Genomic DNA, 22,432 nt, shown 5'->3' with positions numbered 1-22,432 from the left:
TGGAAATAACAACCAATAGTGAAGATAGTCATGTAAAAAGTCATATTATTTCATGGAAAAGTCATATGCAGGAAGGAATGTTTGATAAAAATAAAAGCCACTCCATCCATTGTGGAGCAGCTTTTCAAAGAATCAACCTACTTGTAACTGCTTTGGTACCGGAACCGTACAGGTCACCGCAGTACCGTGTTTTTGAGACGACTGTACGCTGAACGTCCCTCCAACAGTAAGCATCCTGTCAGACATCGAACTAAGGCCAAATCCATATTTAATCTCATCATTTCCGATTCCGTTATCCTTGATTACCATTTGAATGGCATCCTCTAAAAACCTAATGGATACAAAAATTTGTGAGGCGCGGCCATGTCTGATGGCATTGGTCAAAGACTCCTGGAGGCAGCGGATTAAAGAGGACTTAACTAAGTCGCCCAATGCCCGCTCCTGTCCATCTATTTGGATTTCGACTTCGGTTCCTGTATGCTTGATAAAATCATCGACCAAATCTGTACAGCTTTCCAAGAATGACTGCTCCTTTTCTGCCAAAGGTAATGTGTGAATCGTATGGCGTAGATCGGCTAGCCCCTTTCTCGCCAAGTTTGATAGTTCTTGAATGTATTTATTTGCTTCTTCCTTATCAGTAATATAGGGGAGAGCATCCAAGCTCGTAATAATCGCAGTAAAGACATGGCCGACTGTATCGTGCATATCTTTCGAAAGCCTTCTTCTCTCTTCTAATAAGGTTAACTCCTCAATTCTATTGGAATATTGCTCTAATGTTCTAGAAAACACCTTAAGGTTTGAATAATTGTCCTCTATCATGTTCATCTGATTGATGGCTGTCTGTATTAATTCATCCGTGCTGGGATGCTCTGTTTCTGATGGTGGTTCCGATTTTTGGGGATCTTCACTTACTTGCTGAGCAGTAGTGATGACTTTGCTAATTAAGCTCTTTATATTCGTAACCGCCGTATTGAACCCCTCTGCCAATCTGCCTAAATCGTCTTTTCTATTGATGTTGAGACGAATGCTAAAGTTTCCCTGTCCCAATTCCTTTACAGCGTTCAATAAAAATTTAAGGGGTGATAAGGTTCTTTTTAACGCGAGGGTTTGAATGGTAATGGACAATATTAATAAAATAGCAAAAGCGCCCACAAGCCGCGATAAAACTTTGAACTGATCCTCCCTTATTTCACTGGCGCTCATATCCATGACAAACATGGCAATGACTTTACCGTTTTCATCCTTGAACGGAATCAAAATACTCGACCATTCTCCTAGCATATCGCGATAGATTCCGGAACTTTTCATTTCCCCTGTCACGGCAATTTCTTTGTACAACTTAACGAAAATAGGATTTTGCTCAACCATGTCGCCGGGTCTCATGCCAATATCCAAGTAGTTTTGATGAATCGCCAGTGCCATCGATTCATCTTTCTCATTCACGCCAATGTCCACAAGCACTACCTGGGCAATATTCGGATTTTGCTTCGTGATGTCTGTCAATTCCTTTAAAATTTTTTGATGAACATCGGAATGTAAATCATGATTGATTTGAATTTCTTTAATATCCTGAAGGTCAAAGCGGTTAAACGCCATTTGCGCCACACCACGTGCCTGCTTATCCAAGTTTTCAGTCATCAGTTTCCCTTGGATGTAGTAGCTGGCAGCGGTCAGGACTGTCCCAATCAGAATAATGCTGATACTGGATAAGAGAATGGTCCGCTGTATGATCGAAAAATGAAAGTATTCCTTAATTTTGTTCATGGTTATCCCACCCCTTCCATAATTATCCTATTACAAAAGACCTAGGGTCAATATGAAATTACAAAAAAGACAGGGGATTATAAGGCTACGGTGGTTTGTGTTGTGTGGATGTAATAAACGGGAAATAAATATATCTGCGGTGATTTTCCTTTTATCTGCGTTAAATCAATTTTATCTGCGATGGTTTGATTTTATCTGCGAAAAAACGAATATATCTGCGATCTTCCCAATATATCTGCGATGACTGCCCCCCTAGTCAATAAAAAAGGATATAAACAAATGTTCATATCCTTTCGTGAATTATTTTTTTAAACGGTTCCTTTAATTATGCCTTTTGTTTTTTCGCTCTTTGTAAGTGGATGTTTCGTAAAATACTTCATCAATTCAATGATAATCAGAACAGCTACACCGTTTACAATGAGATTCCCTGCCACTGCACTTACAATATAGCCAGTGATATGGCTATACGCGCCAGCAGCATCAATCAAAGCAATGGTGAAAAAGGCGAAACCAATATTGTTAAAAACCTTTGGCAAGATGGGATGTAGGTTGATAATCAGGAATAATACAATGGTTAACGGAATCATGACAGAAAATAAATGACTAACACCATTTTCAACCAAAATGGTATAAATAATAGCAAGAAGATACGCTCCTATCAATCCAACCAAACTGCCAAAAAGGACCTTTAAAAATCGATCTTTATAGCTTGGGTCTTCTAATAAAAAGAATAGAATGTTTGCTAGGAAAAAGGACCAATTCGTAAAACCAATTTCATGAAGCGGCTCCAAAAAGGACTGGACAACCAAATTACATAGCACAATCCACATAAACACAGTAAATTGAATAATCATTTTTTCTTTCGAAATTTTTGCAGTACTCATTTTAAAACCTCCCATAATTTTTTCTATGTAGAATACAACTCTAAAAACAAATTCCCCCCTTTAAAGAAAGATCTAATTGAATTCCGGGACCAAATCCATGCGGAACTCAATTAGATTATTCGTTTTATTGGGGGAATAGTAAACGTGAAAATCTCGACATCCTTTTGCATTAATCGATAAGACGATTTAGTACCCAAATCCATTTATGACATTTATAGCCTATTTCTAAAATGTCAAGGGTGTAATTAGGTCGAAACTCGTCTTCTTCAAGACTGGTATTCATAAAACTTTAACAATTATTTAAGAATAATTTTGACAAAAATATGAAATTTGGGTATTTAAAAGGAATTTGCAATCCATCAAAAACTACAAACTTTACAAAAAATTGTGAAAATGAAATAGACCGAACACGCAGCAAACTGTCCGGTCCAGCAATAGACGTTCCCATTAAGGGTGGCGGTTTTTAGTTCAAAATAATCCACCTAACTCGCAGCATATATTGGACTACCTCCTGCTCCCGAACACTCAGTTTCGAAATAACCCCAGGTGCGGCATTAATTCCTCATTTTTTTGTTGTCTCCAGCGGATTCCCATCCTTTCCAGCATCATTTGCAAATATTTCTCCAAGAGATTACCTCTTGTATCAAGCAGTAGGGTGGGATTTCAGAATATCGGTATTTGTCCCCATACTAGTTAGTTTCCAAGTTTAGTATAATGTTAATACACCAAGATTTACCTTAGGTCAAAAAATTTAGGCTTAAGGAGAGTGAGAAAGAGGTGTTTGTAGACATTATTTTCTCTTTAGTAATTGGTGGGACAGTTGGAATTGTTGGACATGTTCGGAAGCATGGTAAAATGATAATGCCGCGCCGAACAAAAAAGTTTATTTATCTTGGGTTTCTTGAAGAAATGCTCCTTGGTGCAATAGCCGCGCTCCTTATCGTTTTTTATACCGCTCCAAATTCCTATGTGGAAAATATCATTCTCTCGCTAATTGCCGGAATTGCCGGTGATGCCGCCCTTTCAAGCTATAAACTGATCAAGCAGAACAATGAAGAGAAATCAAAATCCAAAAGTTAATAACGCAATAAAATGGACACCATCAGTCATAACTAATGCTGTACATGCAACCACATGTTCGGTCCCGCAATAGACGGTTCCCTCATGGGGATCGCTATAAATGCAGGATAATCCACCCATGCGAAAACATGGGTGGATTAATTTTTTTAGTAAAATCTAAGTTATTAAATTCTCCGCTCTTTCCCTTCCCAATGCGGGTCCCTTAAGAAGCGACGCACCACTTTCCCGACGGCACTTTTCGGCAATGTGTCAATAAATTCAATCGACGAAGGCTTTTTGTAGGAAGCGAGTCTGTCTTTACAGAATTGGATGAGTTCTTCCTCGGTAGCTGTTTGGCCACTTTTGAGGACCACATAGGCCTTAACGGTTTCGACCCATTTTTCATCAGGGACTCCAACCACTGCTGCCTCCATAACGGCTGGGTGCTGATAAAGTACTTCTTCCACTTCCCGCGGATACACATTAAACCCTCCGGAAATGATCATGTCCGATTTGCGGTCAACCAGGAACAGATAGCCGTTTTGATCTAAATAGCCCATATCCCGTGTATGTACCCATCCATCCTTAATCGTTTCTTGGGTCAATTCCGGTTCTTGCCAATATCCCACCATGGCCTGGCTGGACTTCACAGCAATTTCACCAACCTCACCCGAAGGTAGTTCCTCACCAGTTTCATCAACAATTTTTATCGAAGCGGTAGGAACGGGACGGCCGCATGATAACAATCTCGCCTGGCCTTCTTCCCCTTCGCGGATGTGGTCATTCTTATTTAAAATCGATAGAATAAGGGGCGCTTCTGTTTGGCCGTAATATTGAACAAACTTTGGACCCCACAAATCAAGCCCGCGCTTCAATGCTTCGCGTGGCATTGGCGAGGCGCCATATATAATATTTCTGACAGATTCAAACGAATATTGCTCGACATTTGGATGAGATAACAGCAAGACAATCATGGTTGGAACGAGATTCAAAGTGGTGGGTTTTTCATGATGAATGGCATGAAGGTATTGTTCTGGATGGAAGCCCGGCAACACGGAATTGGCTGCTCCGGAAACCCAATGCGGGAGCACCAGAGTTCCTGATGCATGGGTGAGCGGAGCAGCATGCATCATGATATCCCCTTCTTGAATATCTAATGCGGTGATAATATTATTGCAAATGGCGACCCATGTTTCTTGAGTATGGACAGCTGCTTTTAAAACCCCGGTTGTCCCTGAGGTATATTGAATTGTCGCGATGTCAGACTCGGACACTTTTACGGCCGGTTCATCCTCGGAAACACCATGGACAAACTCATGCATGTTAATCATCCAAGGCTCAGCGGTAGTACCGTTCATTTGGCAAAAATACTGAAGGTTGGGGCAATACTTTTTGATTTGCGCAGCGCGTTCGCTAAATTCTTCCGTATACAAAAGTGCTTTCGCATCGGTATCCTTAATCATATGAACATGCTCGTTCTCGGACAGCCTCGTATTCAGCGGCACCCTGACAAGCCCCGTTAGCAAAAGCGCAAAATCAATTTCCAGGCTTTGTAGTGAGTTGGCCAGTAAAAACGCCACCCGGTCTCCCTTTTTCAATCCCAGGCTCAACAATGAATTAGCCAAGCGATTACTGTTTCGATACACTTGGTCGAATGTTAATTTTTCGCCCTGAAAAACAGCTCCTGTATGATTCGGAAAATAGATGGCTCCCCTTTTGATTAATTCAGCAGCATTCATTCACAATTCCTCCCCTTTGCTTTTAAAAAATTTCCTAACAAAATCACTACCTATATTGAAAAAATTAGAATTTCCCATGCCTACCTTGTCCGCTTGAAAAGCGAGTAGCGCCTTCCTTTGTCTCCCCACTGTTCACTACATTTTGGCCTAACAGAAATTCGAGCTGCATACCTTTATCAAAGTCCAAATCAAACCCACTATAAGCGGCCTCACGATCACTGAGCATGCACGTTTGCGGGAACTCGGCGATTTGTGCTGCTAGTTTCTCCGCTTCATCCTTTGCTGTCCCAGGTTCCACTACCCGGTTTGCAAGCCCTATCTCCCATGCCTCCTCAGCTTCCACCGGACGCCCAGTTAAAATCAAATCCATAGCACGACTCATACCAATTAAACGAGGCAATCGCTGCGTCCCTCCGTCGACGAGCGGAACACCAAAACGCCTGCAAAACACACCAAATACCGCATCCCGTTCCACCACCCGAAGATCGCACCAAATGGCTAGTTCGAAGCCCCCGGCAACGGCATAGCCTGAGACCGCTGCAATCACTGGTTTGGATAAATGCATTCGGCTTGGGCCCATCGGACCATCCTTTGACATATCAGGATTCATCTCGTTGCCTTCACTAATTGATAACGCTTTCAAATCCGCTCCGGCACAAAAGGTCCCGCCTGCCCCTGCCAGGACGGCGACCTGTAATGTATCGTCTGCTTCAAATGCCCGAAAGGCATCGGCCAGTTCCTTTGCTGTCCGGCGGTCAACTGCATTTCTTACTTCCGGTCGATTGATTGTGATCGTGCAAACCTTTCCCTTTTTCTCAATAAGGACATTCATTTGCTTTTTCCTCCATTCTCGTTAGCCAAATAATTGGAAATTAATGTTTTTAAACTTTGGTCCATCTCATCAATGTCATATAACTGGTTATTTAATGTCCACATGGTTCCCAGGCCGATGCCAAGAGCAATAATCATCACTGGCAGGTTTTTTAACTGCTGCTTATCATCGGACACGTTCCTAAGGTATTGACCAATATAATCTGTCAAATTATTAAACAACTTATTAATCATGTCACGGATTTTAGGATTATGATTGGCCTCACCCAGATAATTTAAAAAGACCGCCATGTACTCCGGATTATCCTTTGGCACCAGATTAATATTTTCCAAATGCTTCATCAATTTATCTTGGGATGGCTTTAGCGGTCCCACTGTCTCCATAACCTTTTCATGTGATTGGCGAAAGGAAGCTTTTAATACCTGCATAAGCAAGTCTTCTTTGCTTTCAAAATAGTGATAAATAATCCCTGTGCTTACGCTTGCTTGGGTGGCAATATCTTTCATTGATAGATTTGAAAGCCCTTTTGAAACAATTGCATTTATTGCAGCCTCAATCACCTGATCCTTCCTGATTTCCTCCATTCCAATCTTCGGCATAACGACACCTCCTTTTATTTATTATGAACGTTCAATATAAATTTTAAGATTTTAATGAATAATCTGTCAATTTTATTTTAAAAAAGAAACCGTCAATAGGAAAACCACAAGTTTCTGACGGTTCAATGTTCATATTCTTGATTTAATTCTCCTTTATCTTTAAAGTAGCTCAATTACTTATTCTATTTTCTATTCCTTCCCCTCCTGAAAGACATACTTTCTTTCAACATTTAGATTCCTAAAAAACCATTGAAAATAACCAATGTGTTGAATAAATATTAATCCATTTTTAAAAGATATTTGGTTATTTCTGTTAAGATTAATACATGAGATGTGTTGATTTTTACTTAAACGGTCAAGTTTCTTGAGGAAAAAATTTAGCATATAAGGTGAGTAATATGAGGAAAAGAATCGGTTGGACCATTGTTGTTATGGCACTTGTAATAGGAATTGGCATTAGTTACTACCTTATTGCATTATCACTCTATGAACCGTCAGAAGATTTATATGGATTCCCCATTCCTAAAAATGCTGAATCCGTACAAAAAAGTATCAAATCGGAAAGTTATGATTGGTCAAGAGCAACTGAGGAATATGGAATACCGTTTGATTATGAAATTGTTCTCAAAGCAAATGGTTGGAGGAAAGGAGTAAGAGAAGGAGCTTCCGTCTTATACACAAAAAGAAGTCATTCCATAGATTTGATTTCTACTACCAAAAGGTTGGACATTATTAAAGTAAAGTAGAGACTTCTTTACCAATCGGGGGTGGTTGATTTCAACAAACAAAAGAGCGTCAATCCATCTAGGATCAACACCCATTGAAACGAAAATATTTAACATCTAACATATTTACGTTTGAAACCAAGCCTTCCTTTATCCAGTTCTTTTTGAATATTTTCGTATGCGTTTAGGAAGCTGCTTTTTTTATTGTCGCGTTTAATTTCTACTATACCTATTTCCTTAGCTGTCTCGATTGCCTTCTCATGGAGTGGCATATACGAAATCCCCACGGTATAAATAAAATTATTCATCGCGGATTTGGTACGTTCCGGCGAATCGTGAATCGTATTTTTTACCAAATCGAGCATAGTCGAAATTTTATCTTTGGAAAATTCATGGTCCTTGCGATTCCCTAAAAGCCAACAATAGCAGCTCCATCCCGCCGACATTCTCAGCTCGTCACCGCTTGCTATCCATTTATCAGCGACGTCTTGGGCAATATCTGACTCTGATAAAGTGACGGCCACCACATAATCAGACAGCATATAAAAATACGCCGCATCTATCCAACGATCAAAATCCGACTCCTTCATGGCTTTTGGATCTGCAATGATGCCGGCAAAGTACATGGCATCGTAATTGCCTGTAGCGTAAAGCTCTTCAGCCAAAGGTTGATTGATTTTTATTTTCTTTGATATTGGTTTCATAGCACCTGTTGTCACGCCAAAAACCGGCTCATGGGCCCCATTGGATATGTACATTTTTTTCATTCGTTCCTTGCCGAGGGCTTCAAGCTCCCTCATGACTGTTTCCAAATCCATCGTTCCACTTCCTCTTTAAAATTATTGCTAATGGTAATCATACCATACTATTATCCCCAAAATTCCAATCCAGTGGGTTAATTCGAAACGAAAATGTCCTGATCACTGCACTACTCACCCCAATTGGCGTAGTTTACAAGTAATTATAAGTAATTCCTGTCACGAATTTTCAAATATAAAAATTTATCTGCGAGATTTTGCGTTATATCTGCGATAAATTCAATTTATCTGCGGTAATTTGTTTTTATCTGCGTAAAAATAAATATATCTGCGATAATCCGAATATATCTGCGATAAGGGCGGCCGATAGATTGAACAGGTTCTTACAATCTCTTAAAAAAAGGAGTGCCCCTGGTATAGGGACACCCACTTCTAAATTCATTAAATTAGTTCCTTCTAATATTTACTTAACCCTTTAAGATAATCCGCTCTTTTCCTGTGCCTGCTTACGATCATCATAGTTCCGCCAATCGTAACCAGCAAAAGACCAAATAGCATCAGGTTATACATGTTAGTGGCTGATTTGGGCAATGCATTACCTGATTGTTTTCCGATTTTATCGGTAGGTTCGCCCTTTGAAAAATGATTTTCTTTTGCGTTGTTCTCTCTTGAATCTTGAGACGAATCTTTCCCATTACTTGGAGAGCTTCCAGGGTTAGTTGTGCCCTTGCCGCCATCATCGGATGGGTTCGGTGCAGCTGGCTGTTCATTCTTTCCCTTCGTAAAGGTCCAGATATCAGAAACGGCTTTCCCTGTATAGTCATCCTCCGCTGTGGCATACCAAGAATATTGCTTATTTTCGACGAGATTCTGCCAATCGGCCTCAGCTGTGTTTCCGCTTTGAACCCTTTTCTGTTCCCCAATTATGTTATCTGTATAAATGTTTACGGCGAAATAATCTGTCGCCACTTGCTTTTCCTGCACTTGCAAATCGACATCGATGATCATTTCATCCTTCCCTGGGAACATTTCCGGTTCATAGTAATTATAATCATCTAAATAAGGTGAGTACGTATTCACGATAATCCGATTTTGGTCCTGATCAAAATGAAGCAGCTTCATATATCCTTGTCCGCCTTCCGGACCTCCCTGGTAGTCACCAAGCATTTGATAAACGTGGCGGTCGGGAGTGCCGTCTCCATCATCATCTATTGCGTCGATCAATGTTTCTGAGTCATGATAGTGGCCGCTAAGAACCGCAAGGACATTTTGATTCGGCAAGACCACTTTCTGATAGATTTGATCACCTATTGGGCTGCGATTTCCTGACACTAGCAGGTACTCGTGGAAGTTCAAAATCGCCTTTCTGTTCGGATATTGCTGTAAGACATCATTGACCCATTGCAAATCTTCATCCTGTACTCCCCAGCCCATGTAGACCATGATAAAATCATTTCCATTCGTGGAGATTAAATCATAATGGCCGCGGTTATTTTTATAAGACTCTCCATAATAGGATTTCCCCTTAAAGCGGTCCTCGCCAAACCATTTGTAGTATTGCGTATAATCACTTGTTTTGTGATCGACATCGTGGTTTCCTGCCAGCACTCCATACGGTATTTGATTGTCATCCAGAATTCTCATATATTGGTCGGCATTCACCCATTGATATTCCTTGTCTGCTTCGTCGACAAGATCGCCTGTATGGAACACGTATTTAATTTTTAATCTATCCTTATTCTCGGCAATCCAGCTTGTCTGCCGTTCGAAAATGTAAGGATAGCTTTCAGAATAATATTGCGTGTCGGACATCCAAACAAAGGTATAGTCATATTCATCTGGTGATTTCGGTATTTCATCTTGAATGAGCACGTTGATTTTCGAATCCTTCACGTACCCACCGACTGTCACGTCCCCTATTAATTCAAAGTCTTCGGCTCCGGCGATTTTGAATGAAATTAACGCCCATTTACCTTCTAGGTGGTTCCAGGCATACATCGATACCTTTCTTCCTTGCAAAGATTTTCCGTTCCACACCAGCTCTACTTTGTCATTTTCGTCTACTGACGGATCGACTGTCACATCAAATCGGTGGTACGGAAATTGTGTCCCTGAATTTGACGTCAGGTACTTTCCATCCTTTTGAGAAACGAATGATAGCTCCTCAGCTGTAAGCGCCTGCTCTCCTTCTGGAACCATTGTTTGTGGCGGCTCCGTATCTGTTGCATTTTTAAACGCCTTTACGTTTCCTTCATTATTGGCATCATATTGAAAGCCTTGGTAATAGGTCACGTTTAAATCATCATTTGTTGGATCGGTAACCTTTACTTTTAAGGTTGGATTCCCGTCAACCGGGGTAGAACTGTCATCCGCTGGCGAAATAAGCTCCGGTTTATTCGGCATTTCATTTACTACTGGGAAGTCAACGGATTCTTCGGCATGATTCCCCACTTTATCTACAGCCATAATCACAAGCTTGTGCCTGCCCGGTGTCAACTGTGAAGAAGATGTTTCAAACGGAGCTTCAATTGGTTGATCATCCAGCATCACTCGAAGTGATTCTAAACCAGCCAGTTCATCGTTTGCTTCTGCCTCAATCGTGAACTTTCCTTTGTATTCTTTTCCTTCAATTATATTCGTGCGGATGACCGGTGCAGTGTTATCCACTACTACAGTCCTGTTTATTTCTTCATCGCTATCTTGTGCGGTTACGACGTGCTGTCCATCCGACGCAGATGTTGTATCCCAGTTGAAGGTTTTTGAATGAGTAAGGTCTTCTGTAATCGTAAACTTGAAATCCTCAAATGGTCGATACGTACCGTCATCCCCCATATCATAAACCTTAGCAGGATCGCTATGAGCTGGGTCCATTAAGATCGTGCCGTCTATTAAAACCAGACGCGCATTACGGATATTAAAGTCGTCCCTGTTTTCTTCCGATTCTTCCAATTGGAAGGGCGACGCTTTGTTACCAGCACGAACGGTAATCGTATTTTCCCCAACTTGGAGTTTATCCGCAGGAATAGGCACTGTAATGGTATCCCAGTCATTAATAAAGTCATCAAATATTTTTAAAACTTCATCTCCCATGGTGACGCCATTTTGGAAGAACGTATTCACACCACTGACTTCAAACGCAAAGTAGGCACGGTGTTCCAGAGATTTATAGGTGATTTCAGTTACTTCCTTGCCGTCAATGAGCAGCTTGACCTGGTCAGGAGCGTCTGCCTGAGATGTCCCCTTCAGGATTTTCTCCCCCTTAACATACTCGCCATCCTTTACATTCAAACGAAGACTGGAGTTATCCAAATCGCTGGTAATCTTCATTTTATACGTTTCACTCTTTACTTCATTTGTCCCATCTGAGACAACAAAGTAATACTCCACATACTCCTTGCCAATGATTTCTGGTGCGTGGATTGTATGGTGGTACATGCGATCATCGTAATTTTCAGCGAGTAAGGCTTGACTGTAGTCTGACTGGGTGTTGTTGCGATAAAATAAGCGGACCGATTTGACTTCGTTGTCATCTTGTACATCAGCAACGATATGGATATTTTCCTTTTGATCGATTTCTGCTAGTCCTGTCCTATTTTCAATCGTTGGTGCAATCGTATCCTCTTCCATATGAACAGGCCTATTTGGTATCTGGTATGCCTCAACCGATCCTGGAGTGGCATCTAGCAAACCAGGGCTAACCTTCACCATTTTTCTAGATCCATCTACAGGATATTTGTATAAAATTCCTTTATTCGGATTGGTATCATCTACATTTGCCTCATCAAAGTAATAGGCCACCGCAATTTCATTTCTTGTATTCGTTGCCACCACGAGGCCGCGCATGCTGGCATTCGCCATTCCGTCGCTGTAGATTTTTACAATATCCTTGTTTTCTACTAAGCTTGTACCATAGTTGCGGTTGAAATCGGCGACGGTTTTTGCACCATTTTGGGCATTGATAATCCAAAATACAAGTGTTCCTTGCGCAGGGATGACCACTTGATCAGGTACAGATGGCCAAACAACATCTGTTGCCGGGTCCTCGCCATAGCGGTATTGAATCTTATAATCTTTAAAATTAATTGGTTTATCGCTATTGTTATAGACTTCAATAAATTCATAGCCATCCGCAGTACCTACATTCGTGGAATCTGGGACAATTTCTGTCACGAGAAATGGCGGCACCTTATTAAAATCAAGATCAGGTTGCTGAATTTTGATGGTGTATTCTTCTGTCTTTGTAAGATTTACGCCATCCGATGCCACAATATAGTAAACTAGGTCCGATTCAACAGCCGCAGTCGGAATTTCTGCTGTGTAAAGCCCTGCATCCTGCTGACTGGCAATCATCGAAACAGAAGTAAAGTTATCAGCACCCTCTTTTTTATAATAAAGAGTAGCAAATGGGTTGGCGCTATTGTCGGTGACAGTGGCTCGGATGGTTACCGATGTGAAAGCCTCGCCTGTAGAAACAGGTGTGTGTGTAATGACAGGTGCCTCTTTGTCAACGGGCTGCTCATCGATTTTAATAGGATTTGTAGGAACCTGAATCGATTCAATGGTACCTGGTGTTGGCGCTGTTTTTGTTCTATACTTCTCCATTTCAGTTCCTTGAGAAGGAAATTTGTATTCAATCCCAGCTCCAGTATTATCATTATCAGTAGCTAAATAGCTTGCTGAAACCACATCGATTCCCGAAGCATCTTTTAACACAAGTGCCCGAAACCCGCCATTAGCAAAACCGGGGAAATTCGTATCGCTAAACTCGACCACTTTCTCGGCTGTTAAGTCCAAATTATAGTTCTGATTGAAATCTACAAGTGAATTCTGGCCGTTATTAAACCAGAACACTTTCGTTTCTTGCGGTTCCAAACTAACGGTAGGTATTTGAAATACGACATCCTTCCCTGTGTCGGTATAGCGGTAAACAAACGAATAATTGTTTAAAGCGATAGGCTTGTCCGTGTTATTGTACAATTCAAAAAACTCGTAGTAATCAGTGCCTGCGCCGGCAGAATTCGGGGATAGCTCGGTAATCAACACAGGGATGTCACTATATGTCCCCTCTGGCACTTGGACGGCCAGACTATTCAAACCCTCTTCCTCTAACTCCGTTTCTGTTGGGCTATTCACTTCTGTACTCGGTTCCGCGGTCACGGTTTTTGGGTCCGTCACGGCTGCTTCCGTCTCCATGACCTGACTATCTTTATGTATGTTTTCTGGAGCAGCTTCAATTGTTTGTGTGGAAGACTCCATTTCACTTTCTGTTTGCTCTTGGTTCGGTAAAGGATCCGTTATACTTGGATTGCCTTCTGGTTGAATCGTTGGATCAGTGGCATTAGGGACAGCACTGTCTTCTGAGTCTGATTCGATTGCTTGCACGTGATTAGCTGGAATCGTCAAACTAATGTTTGAAAGAATCATTAGTAAAATACTAATTAGCACAAATATTTTACGTCCTCTTTTTCCCCATCTTCCTATTTTCATAGCATCCTCCAAAAAATGATAGAATTTTACATTCTCCATCATTATAAATAGAGATTATTTTTTCTATATTAACAGCATGTAAATGTTCTTAATATTTTGCAATCATTTTGTAAATTCATAAAAATGATTGTAAAGGTTGTAACACAAAAAAACCTGAATCCTTTTAAGATAAGGAATCAGGTTTTGGCATTACTCAGTTTTCAAAATGTAATTATTGATGACCCATTATTGGGTGAGGCACATACGGCTCTTCCAGGAATGCTATTTCTTCTTGTGTTAATTTTACTGATAGTGCACCTAAGGCATCTTCGAGATGGGATGATTTTGTTACACCAATAATTGGAGCTGTGACAGGTTGTTTCTGCAATACCCAAGCAAGGGCGATTTGAGCCCGGGCAACACGACGCTGCTCAGCCAGCGCAGCGACACGTTCCACCACGATTCGGTCTGCTTCTGCGGTTGCTTTATAGAGTGTTTTCCCATATTCGTCCGTCTCGGAACGGTAGGTTGTTTCCTCCCAATCCCGTGTCAATTTCCCTCTGGCTAATGGACTCCAAGGCATGACAGCAATTTTTTCTTCCTTGCAAAGCGGCAACATTTCCCGCTCCTCTTCCCGATACAGTAGATTAAGATGATTCTGCATCGAGATAAACCTGGTCCAGCCATGCTTCTCCGCTATATGTAAGGCTTTTTGGAACTGCCAGGCGTACATGGAGGAGGCGCCAATATACCTTGCCTTCCCGGCTTTTACCACATCATGCAAGGCTTCCATCGTTTCTTCAATTGGCGTATGGTAATCCCAACGATGGATTTGATAGAGATCCACATAATCCGTTCCTAATCGTTTCAAGCTTTTATCGATTTCACTCATGATCGCCTTGCGAGAAAGGCCTGCCCCATTTGGACCTTGATGCATACGATTATACACCTTCGTTGCAATGACAATCTCATCTCGATTGGCAAAATCCTTTAACGCCCGTCCAACAATTTCTTCGCTGGTACCGTCTGAATAAACATTCGCTGTATCAAAGAAATTAATTCCGGCATCGAGAGCCATCTTGATGATCGGGCGGCTTTTCTCTTCATCAAGCACCCAATGATGACTCCCGCGCTCTGGCACTCCAAAACTCATGCAGCCGACACAAAGACGGGATACATCCATGCCTGTATTGCCAAACTTCACATAATCCATTTGAAGATCCCTCATTTCTGTTTTTACCGTTACATTTTTATTTTACCTGTTTGTCCTTGGGAAGGGTAAATGGCAGCTTTTACTTTTTTTCTAGTTTCCCCATTAAAATACTTGCGGTTTGCTCCAGACGGGAGTGGAGAATAAATAAACTCTTCAATAACCCAGTCATCCTTACAATTGATAGGGCTTTTAAGCTTTTGGGTGAGTTGATTTTTTTCTAATAGCAGAGATTGGGAAAGAGATTCGGGGTTCAACAATTGTAAAGCATTAGTTCCCATCGCAATAATAACATCTGGAGAACAGAAAGTGATTTCTTTAAAAATCAACTCCCTGCTGAGTTCCTTGCATTCTGCCAACCATTTTTGCCTCTGTTTTTGGTCAACTTGATGGTTTTGCTGCCTTTTACCTTTTGGATAGACTTTTTTTGCGTCCGTCACATAAATATAGTTCATGTCTAACTCCAGGTCTGTTATAAAAAAGTCACGGGCATCCTTCCAGCTTTTAAAAGGAGTAAGGCCAAATCTATTAATATAGGTATGAATGTCATTTGGATGAATTTCCTGATTCATAAGATTGGCATAAAAGACAATACTGCCTGCATCTAGTGAATTCGAGTCTTGTGAAATGACAAAATACCGAGTTTTTTTATCATTTGAAAAATAGTTCTTTCCCCAATAGGGAAGATCGGCTCCAATTCTCTCAGAATGGCGCTGTTGCGTATGAATCAAATATTGGGCTTCCCGTGAAAAGTGATGGTTGGGATGCGTTTTCTGAAAAACTTTAAAGGCCGTTTGCTCGTTGAAACGATCCTGCGGGTAAATCCCATAGGGTCTAAATAATTCTCCAAGCTCTCTAATTTTGATTAAATCATTCATACATGCCGCCCTTTCGATGATTATTTAGTGAAAGACCTTATTCCCTATTATAATCCAGGAGACATGTCGAAAAATGTCTGATTGTAAAACTAAAATCAGAAAATTTAGGCAAAAAAGCCAAAGGGACAGTTCTAGAGGCTTAATCTGCCACTAGAACCGTCTCTGTTGTCATTATTCAAAAATAAAATTCAACGAGTCTACCCTATTTAATAAAAAGTCCGAAGAGGCCTTTCCGTACAAATACAACCGATGCAACGGCCTCGTCATCGATACGTACAACAATTTAATGTCCAGGTCCATCAATGAGTAAGCTTCTTCCAAACAGACAAGCAAAACGGCATCAAACTCTAACCCTTTCGATAGGTAAGAAGGTAAAATCACGATATGCCCCTTCTTCATTTCTTGTTTTTCTTCCAATAGCTGAATGGGAAGATGACTTTTTTCAAAAAGCTTTTGGATTCTCAAACATTCTTTTTCGGTTCGTCCAATAAGCGCAATGGAGTGCAGCTCCTCCTCTTTTAGTGAAGCAATTTCTTGTTCCAACTGCAGCCTAACCTGTTCCAGATTCAGCGGATATATTTTTTTAAAGCAAGGTTTTTGTCCATGACGAATGACGGGTTCCACTTTAGGCAAGTCTTGGTCCATCAACATCAGGATATCGTTCGCTACATTCATGATTTCCACCGTGGTTCGGTAGCTTTTTTGCAGGGCCTGATAATTCGCATTCGGAAAAATATCCTGAAGTACCGGTGTCCAGCTATTCAAGCCACGGTAGGAATGAATCCCTTGTGCCAAATCCCCCACAATCGTAAACAGGTCGGTTTCAAAACCTTCCTTTAAGGCGGCGAATTGAAAATAGCTGTAATCCTGTGCTTCATCTATGAAGATACTGCGCATTTTATATTGTTCTTCAATGCCTTCGAGCTTTGCCTTCATATAAAACAGCGGAGCAAAATCCTCCAGTTCGAAGGCACCTCGCTCAAAGATTCGCTGACAATATTTACTGAGAACCTTGCATTCTTGATCGGTAAGAGTAGTGGAAAACTGTCGGATTCTTTCAGGTGAGGTCATTAGCTCCATATACAAGGCAAAAATATCTTTCATTACAAACGCTGACATATATTTTTTTACAGCGACCTTTGACTCCTGCTCGATCCTCTTCTTTCGTTGGTCTACCCGATCCATTAAACTGGTTACTTTTTGTTGCCGCTTCTCCGGGTCCAGCCTCCTGTTATAAAGGACAACATCAAGCGTCTCTTCATATTTCTTATTAAGATTATTCAACATTACCGATTTCTTCTTTTTTAGATCCTCTTCCAATAGGCTTTTTATTTTTGCAAGCCTTTTGTAGATTGGTAAATACGTATATTCTTTTAAAAATAAGGCCTTCAGTCTTTTCCCCTTCATAAGGACAGAATTTTCCACGACAAAATCTTCGCTTGGGGCAAGATTACTTTCTAAATCCTTTACATACCTCTGTATTAATTCCATAAATTCCAGTGACCCTTTATAACTGGAAACCCATTTCATCGATTTATTCGTTCCGTTCCCTTCAATGAGCTTCATTAGCTTGGCATTGGGCGAAAATAGTTTTATTTTCTGCCCTAGGCAGCTTCGCATAAAATCGATGTAAGTCGTTTGATTGATCTTGTTGACCCCTAATTCCGGCAAAACGGCGGATATATAATCAATAAACAGGCGGTTTGGTGCGAGAATCATTAATTTTTCTGGAGGAAATTGAAACCCAAAGGAATAGAGGAAATAGGATATTCGATGAAGTGCAATGGTTGTTTTCCCGCTTCCGGCGGCTCCTTGAACGATGATTGGGCGAGTCAGTGATGCCCGGATGACTTCATTTTGCTCATTTTGAATGGTCGCCACGATTTCCGTTAAGCGATTATCGGCTTTACCTGCTAAAGATTTTTGCAACAGCTCATCATGGGTCGTCAGGTCGATGTCATTGATTTCTTTTAATAAACCGTCGACGATGTCATACTGTCGCTTTAATGAAAGGTACCCGGTTTGTGTTTCTCCATAGGCATCATAAGATACCTCTCCCAACCGCCCGTCATAGTAAACATTGGCGATTGGGGACCGCCAATCCACGATAATCGGCTGCTGGGTCACTCGGTCAAACAAGGATACCTTGCCTATGTACAAGATTTCTTCCTTTTTCGTGCTATCGCTGGTATAATCAATCCTTGAAAAATAGGGCTTACCGATCACACTTTCCAGCCGTTTTAATTCAGTTTCCGCCAATTCAAGAAAACTTGCATTCGCGAGTAGATCTGTGTAGCTAGCACTGCTGTCCTTTGAATTCAGTTCGGAAAAAGATTGTTTCATATTTTCAACGAAAAATTCTTTATTCCCCTTCGAAATTTCTAAAACGGTTCGGATATATTCCTTGGTAAACTCTAGGCGCTCCGCTTCTGCTTGATAGTCCTTATGGTCACGGACAGAAACTCGATTGTTGGTACTCATCCAGTCACCTCACTAGGTAATTTTGGAAGTATTGGATAATTAGATTAAACCAAGGCATTATCGGTAGTCAAGTTTTAAATATTTAATAAATTAAGAAGCTGCCCGATATGGAATCTAGGGCAGCCATTTTAACATGTACTAGGCAGAAAAAATTATGGGACAATAATTGGCGGCCTGACGGATTCTTCTTCAAGAACATTTATACCCCCAACGACTTCATAAGCCGAACCAATTGAAACAAGCAAATCTCCTGTGATGGCAAGTTTTTGCTCTTGAAGAAGCTTAATGAGATCTGTTTCATTAATTTGACGTGATACGGAGAGCGCCTCCAGCAATTGCCCTATAGTTCTAATCCATACACCCGTTAAAATTTGTTGTTCTCCAACTCGATTAGCATCTTCCTCTAATTGAAAAATCCCAGTTAATCCTTTAAGCTCGATCAGCTGACCAATCACTTGAATCCAAAGGCCAAGGGCAACCTCTTTTTCCAATTTTTTGATCTCCATATTTGTTTGGTCGCTCTTATTTTTGCTGTTTATGTTCCTTTTCTTTGGATCATTCATGATTACCGACCCCCTAAACCTCAAATTACAATAATTTATGTAAAATGAGAATAAGAGTGTCTATCGGATTCACATGGACTACAAAGGATATTCTTGATATTCCGAAAACCCAAAAACACCCAGAAATGATTGGTATTTCAACATTTGTAGGTGTTTTATCGTTTTTTCTAAAGAGAACCATTCGGAGGAATGAGTCTCTTTACCTTTAGTTTAGTGTTTCCTTTATCCATTCCAAAACCTGGTCGATTTCATTTTTGGTGGTATGTCTGCCCAAGCTAAATCGGATGGCCCCCATCCCCACCTCTTCAGGAACGTTCATTTCCTTTAATACCGGTGAAAGTTCGATGCTGCCGGCATGACAAGCGGAACCGGTTGAGGCCGCTAACTGAGGGATTGCATTTAGCAAGTCTTGACCTATTTTTCTGACAAAACTGACATTCAAGGTATTGGGCAGCCGTTCCTCTGGATGACCATTTAACTGAACACCACCTCCAAATGCTTCATTTAATTGGTTCCAGAAATAGTCCGTCAGTTCTTTTAATGCTGGGTTTCTCAGGTGGGTATTAGCAATTTCACACGCTTTCCCCAGGCCGACGGCCAACAAGGTGTTTTCTGTTCCTGCCCGCAACCCGAATTCATGACCAGCTCCATGGATCAGCGGTTCGAGTCCAATTCCCTGCCTTACGTACAGCACTCCAATTCCTTTAGGAGCATACAGTTTATGGCCGGCAATAGTCAGCATATCGACGTTTAGCTCGTTCACATTGATCGGCACTTTTCCCGCTGATTGGGACGCATCTGTATGGAAGGCGATGCCGTACCTTTCTGCTAGTTGTCCGATCTCTTGAATCGGCTGCAGGGTCCCGGTTTCATTATTAGAGTGCATGATTGATATTAAAATAGTATCTTTTGTGATAGCTTTTTCAATTTCTTGTGGTGACACGCGACCGTATTGGTCCACACCTACATAAGTGATTTTTGCTCCTATTTGTTCAAGAAATTGACATGGATTTTTTATCGCTGGATGTTCGACTTTCGATGTGATGATGTGGCTGCCTTTATGCTTATTTTTAAAATAAAAGCCCTTTAACGCTAGGTTATTCGCTTCGCTTCCCCCACTGGTAAAGATGATTTCACCAGGAGAACAGCCAATTAGGCCGGCGACCTGTTCCCTTGCATTCCGCATTAATTCCTTCACAGGTACCCCGGCCCAATGCAGCGCCGACGGATTTCCATAGTAGTCGTGCAGCAGCGGCATCATGGCGTCGATTACCTCGGGGGCAATTGGCGTGCTGGCATTGTAATCTAAATAAATTTGTTGCATTTAGTGATTCATTCCTTCCCGGAGTGGATTTATTTGTTATTCAGAGCCGGTCTATTCGACCGTGACCTTGATTTTTTCCCCTTCTCGGTCGTTTAGAGACTTCCTTTTTGATAAATCCCCTATTGAATCCGTGTTATTAATTGTAAAGAAGAACAAAGTTTTAATAACTCTTGCGTATATTCTGGGAAATATAGACCTGTTTCGTATTTGGTCAAAGCAAGAATCTCTTCTGCCGTTCTTCTGCCGTCCATCCAGTAGAAGAGGAAGTCCCCATAGGCCATTGGCACAACTGCTTCCACTTTTTTCAGCCAATGATACCGATCCTCTAACGGCAAATCCTTGATTTCATCACCCACACGGATCGGTGCTTGATACGTTCTACGATAAACCGCATTCATCCAGTCTTCACCAAGCTGATCACCGGTTACTGTAATAGCACCCTCTGTTTCTACGAATTCAAAAATCAAATCTGCATGCTTAGAAATAAGTTCTTTCTTTTCACCAATATACGCTACCAAACTCTTAAATCCTCGAAGGGTCGCATAAGATTCCAGCTGGGCCAGGGCTTCTTTTTCATAATCAATATAAATAGATAATGCCTCCATCGGCAGCTTACTCCTTAAAACAAACTCTTTTGCCTTAAGAAGGTGCGTGCCGATTTGTCCGATATGGGTTGAGGCGTAGGCAAGCCAGTCCCCCTCTTCCCCATTCGCCAACCCATAGCTGTACAACGCCGCCGCTCCTCCAACTAGCTTCATCATGTTTTCATCCAAATAGTTCGTTGAGTCGGAGGATGTATGATAATACTTATCCGGCCACTGAATCAGCATCGTGCATGGGATCCCAATTGTTGGGTCGGAAATAATATAATGGTCGCTACCGCCTGAGAAACGGGTAGCTACATAGTTCACAGTACTATAATTAGTCGTGCCCGAGAAAGTCCCTGTGTTATTGGCCAGCTCCTCTACGAGTTTATAGGCAAACCGGTCAACAAATGTAGGAATGGCCATTGGAGGCTGCTCCACACACAACGGACCTCCGCCTATCTTTTGGTCGGCGCCTACCATATCCAGGTTCAATGCCGCAATCGTGTTCGGAATCCTATCGGGATGCTGATGGAAATAAGCAGCGGTTCCCGTCATTTCCGGCATCATCAAAAATCGGATGCCCAGTTCAGGCTGAGGGAGCTTCCCTTCCTTGATGAGACGCGTTAACGTCCGCATCACATCCATTAACGTCCCCGGGCCAGAAGCATTGTCCTGACCTCCCGGGTAAGGGTGACAAAGGTGGCTGACCATTAAAACCTCTTTGTCAATTTTTCCAGGAATGAAATATTCTACATTCTCAAAGTGACCGTCTTCCAAATTAGCTCTAACGAAGGTTTTCAACTGGACCTTTTGTTGTTTCACGAGCTGGCGCAGTTCTTCACCTATCCTAGGAGAGACAACAAAGCCAAACGACTTTACTTCCTCTTCCGTGTGCCACCAGTAGGAGGTGTATTGTCTGGTATCTGGCATGTCCATCCGGGTGCGGACAGGAGGAAATTCACTCAGGTTATCAAATATAAGTCCGGCACACTTGTATTTTTCTACAGCTAGCATATGTATAATGAACTGGTTGCCTCTGACAAGAGCGATTTTCCCCTCAAGGTCGAGTTCTTCGTAGCTGCTTTCTTCCTCTGCATTTTCAATGACAATTAATTCAGCCTCTACCCCTCCATCAGGTGTAGAAATACTCCTCTGTACAATAGATATCTCTTCCTCTGTGAATCTGGCAATCCTTTTTCTTACCGGCGACTCAATCCATAGTTCTGCCTGTTCGCAGGTCCATTCTTGAAAATTACGATGGGATAGAAATCTTTCACCAAATTGCGCAGGATACGAGACTAGTTCTGCCTCGACCCCATCTCGCTTTAATAACGAAACCACTTCATGCGCTGCCTTCCGGTAACCGGGAGATGCCTGAATTCGGTGATACTGGGCGATGCGTTCCGCATACCGAAAGGCTTGTCTGCCGGACATTTCTTCCTCCAAAACCTTTTTCCAACTGGTGAACATAGGGGAAACCTCCAACCTGTTTTTCTATTATTTTATCAAAAAAACAGGGGGACGGGTCTTTTCTGCAAACATACAACCGTCCCTTTTTGAAAA

The 22,432-nt window shown here is 41.6% G+C and carries 15 protein-coding genes; 2 read left to right on the top strand and 13 right to left on the bottom strand.

The genetic code is table 11. The features are described from left to right. Window positions 1-132: 132 nt before the first annotated feature. Complete coding sequence (locus AR334_RS02180) at window positions 133-1,764, bottom strand: histidine kinase (RefSeq protein WP_066304397.1); 1,632 nt, start codon at window positions 1,762-1,764, stop codon at window positions 133-135. 308 nt (window positions 1,765-2,072) lie between these two features. Then, on the bottom strand, window positions 2,073-2,648 hold the full coding sequence (locus tag AR334_RS02175; RefSeq protein ID WP_066304396.1) for a hypothetical protein: 576 nt from the start codon (window positions 2,646-2,648) through the stop codon (window positions 2,073-2,075). Between the two features lie 777 nt (window positions 2,649-3,425). On the opposite strand from AR334_RS02175, the gene AR334_RS02170 reads away from it, so the two are divergent. Beyond that, the gene (locus AR334_RS02170; protein WP_066304394.1) at window positions 3,426-3,728 is read left to right on the top strand and encodes a DUF4257 domain-containing protein; all 303 of its coding nucleotides are present in this window, start codon (window positions 3,426-3,428) and stop codon (window positions 3,726-3,728) included. A gap of 164 nt (window positions 3,729-3,892) precedes the next feature. Here the strand turns inward: AR334_RS02170 and AR334_RS02165 are convergent, their stop codons facing one another. The 3 genes from AR334_RS02165 to AR334_RS02155 all read right to left on the bottom strand — a co-directional run bounded on the left by AR334_RS02165 (window position 3,893) and on the right by AR334_RS02155 (window position 6,877). Further along, window positions 3,893-5,446: a class I adenylate-forming enzyme family protein gene (locus AR334_RS02165; RefSeq protein ID WP_066304392.1), complete on the bottom strand. Its 1,554-nt coding sequence runs from the start codon at window positions 5,444-5,446 to the stop codon at window positions 3,893-3,895. Window positions 5,447-5,510: 64 nt separating this feature from the next. Then, window positions 5,511-6,278 carry a crotonase/enoyl-CoA hydratase family protein gene (locus AR334_RS02160; protein WP_066304390.1) on the bottom strand — a complete coding sequence of 256 codons (768 nt, stop codon included), beginning with the start codon at window positions 6,276-6,278 and terminating at the stop codon, window positions 5,511-5,513. After that, a complete protein-coding gene (locus AR334_RS02155; protein WP_253701159.1) occupies window positions 6,275-6,877 on the bottom strand; it encodes a TetR/AcrR family transcriptional regulator in 603 nt (200 codons plus the stop codon). The genes AR334_RS02160 and AR334_RS02155 overlap by 4 nt, the downstream gene beginning before the upstream one ends. Before the next feature lie 398 nt (window positions 6,878-7,275). Between AR334_RS02155 and AR334_RS02150 the strand changes: the two genes are divergently transcribed. Continuing rightward, window positions 7,276-7,623: a hypothetical protein gene (locus AR334_RS02150; protein WP_066304387.1), complete on the top strand. Its 348-nt coding sequence runs from the start codon at window positions 7,276-7,278 to the stop codon at window positions 7,621-7,623. 89 nt (window positions 7,624-7,712) lie between these two features. On the opposite strand, the gene AR334_RS02145 is transcribed toward AR334_RS02150, so the two are convergent. The 8 genes from AR334_RS02145 to AR334_RS02110 form a co-directional block, all read right to left on the bottom strand. Then, window positions 7,713-8,420, bottom strand: a complete 708-nt coding sequence (locus AR334_RS02145; RefSeq protein WP_066304386.1) for a DNA alkylation repair protein — start codon at window positions 8,418-8,420, stop codon at window positions 7,713-7,715. Between the two features lie 396 nt (window positions 8,421-8,816). Further along, on the bottom strand, window positions 8,817-13,847 hold the full coding sequence (locus AR334_RS02140; RefSeq protein WP_066304384.1) for a lamin tail domain-containing protein: 5,031 nt from the start codon (window positions 13,845-13,847) through the stop codon (window positions 8,817-8,819). A 211-nt stretch (window positions 13,848-14,058) separates the two neighbouring features. Then, window positions 14,059-15,039: an aldo/keto reductase gene (locus tag AR334_RS02135; protein WP_066304381.1), complete on the bottom strand. Its 981-nt coding sequence runs from the start codon at window positions 15,037-15,039 to the stop codon at window positions 14,059-14,061. 29 nt (window positions 15,040-15,068) lie between these two features. Further along, window positions 15,069-15,914 (bottom strand): hypothetical protein, encoded by an 846-nt coding sequence (locus tag AR334_RS02130; protein ID WP_066304378.1) that lies wholly within the window; start codon window positions 15,912-15,914, stop codon window positions 15,069-15,071. Between the two features lie 171 nt (window positions 15,915-16,085). Then, a complete protein-coding gene (helD, locus tag AR334_RS02125; RefSeq protein WP_066304376.1) occupies window positions 16,086-18,395 on the bottom strand; it encodes an RNA polymerase recycling motor HelD in 2,310 nt (769 codons plus the stop codon). Between the two features lie 152 nt (window positions 18,396-18,547). Continuing rightward, window positions 18,548-18,958, bottom strand: a complete 411-nt coding sequence (locus AR334_RS02120) for a hypothetical protein (protein ID WP_066304374.1) — start codon at window positions 18,956-18,958, stop codon at window positions 18,548-18,550. Window positions 18,959-19,163: 205 nt separating this feature from the next. Continuing rightward, the gene (locus AR334_RS02115; RefSeq protein ID WP_066304371.1) at window positions 19,164-20,282 is read right to left on the bottom strand and encodes a cysteine desulfurase family protein; all 1,119 of its coding nucleotides are present in this window, start codon (window positions 20,280-20,282) and stop codon (window positions 19,164-19,166) included. Window positions 20,283-20,401: 119 nt separating this feature from the next. Continuing rightward, on the bottom strand, window positions 20,402-22,339 hold the full coding sequence (locus AR334_RS02110) for a DUF4910 domain-containing protein (protein WP_066304369.1): 1,938 nt from the start codon (window positions 22,337-22,339) through the stop codon (window positions 20,402-20,404). Window positions 22,340-22,432 lie beyond the last annotated feature (93 nt).

Source organism: Bacillus sp. FJAT-29814, from assembly GCF_001510715.1.
Taxonomy (GTDB): Bacteria; Bacillota; Bacilli; order Bacillales; family Cytobacillaceae; genus Neobacillus.
Note: the sequence above shows the minus strand (reverse complement) of the source record. Positions and strands in the feature narration are given on the sequence as shown.